The organism is Shewanella sp. 10N.286.52.B9, assembly GCF_002873635.1.
Classification (GTDB): domain Bacteria; phylum Pseudomonadota; class Gammaproteobacteria; order Enterobacterales; family Shewanellaceae; genus Shewanella.
Map to the genome: position 1 here is coordinate 1 of NZ_MCTY01000020.1, position 803 is coordinate 803.

At 46.3% G+C, this 803-nt stretch carries 1 protein-coding gene and 1 pseudogene; both read right to left on the reverse strand.

Translation table 11 applies throughout. From position 1 onward, the window contains the following. A pseudogene (locus BCU91_RS01925) lies at window positions 1-112 on the reverse strand (IS91 family transposase); the annotation flags it as partial. Then, on the reverse strand, window positions 109-744 hold the full coding sequence (locus tag BCU91_RS01930; RefSeq protein WP_241904018.1) for a tyrosine-type recombinase/integrase: 636 nt from the start codon (window positions 742-744) through the stop codon (window positions 109-111). The gene BCU91_RS01930 and the pseudogene BCU91_RS01925, both read right to left, overlap by 4 nt. Window positions 745-803: the final 59 nt, after the last annotated feature.

An 803-nucleotide genomic window follows, 5' to 3' on the forward strand; every position in this document is an offset into this window, starting at 1 on the left:
TGCGACAACTGAGCATGGCGAAAATAGCTTGGCGCATGGATGATGTAATTTGACCATCATAAGCCTGATTAAAAGCGTCAAGGTGGTCACGTAAAAGCGCAATGAACCTCATAAATCACACTCCCACTTAAGCACCAAATTATCCGTCAGTTGGTTAACGGACAGAGCAGTGTTTTTTCGAGTGATAGTGGTGAGGCGGGTATAACGGGCGGTGGTATTAAGGCTGTTGTGACCGAGCAAAGTTTGCACTGAGCGCAAATCTAACCCTTGCTCTAACAGATGAGTGGCGTAGCTGTGACGCAGGTTATGTGGGCTGATGGACTTATGAATATTGCACTCACGGATAACCCGTTTTAAGGCTTTTTGAATGCCGCCTTTATCTATCAATGAATCAGGTTTGCCATCTTTTCCTGGAAAAATCAGCCGTGGGTGGCGATGCGTTTGCCAGTAATATCGCAGTGCTAATAAGGTACGTTGTGGTAGCGGAACTAACCTGTCCTTACCGCCTTTAGCGTTACGAATGTGCACCTGCATCATCTGTGAATCGATATCGCCAACCTGCAGTGAAATGGCCTCACCGAGGCGCAATCCCATACTGTATAAGGCGAGAAAGCACACTTGATATCGCAGCTTATGGGTAAGGCTAATGACGATAGAAACTTCAGCAGGGGTAAGAATATCAGGCAGTCTTTGGACTTGTGGTGGCTTAACAATATTAAGCCACTCCCAGTGTTGATTAAGCACATGTCGATAGAAAACTGTAGCCCATTACGGTCGAGTTTCACGGTGCTCCATGAATGTGA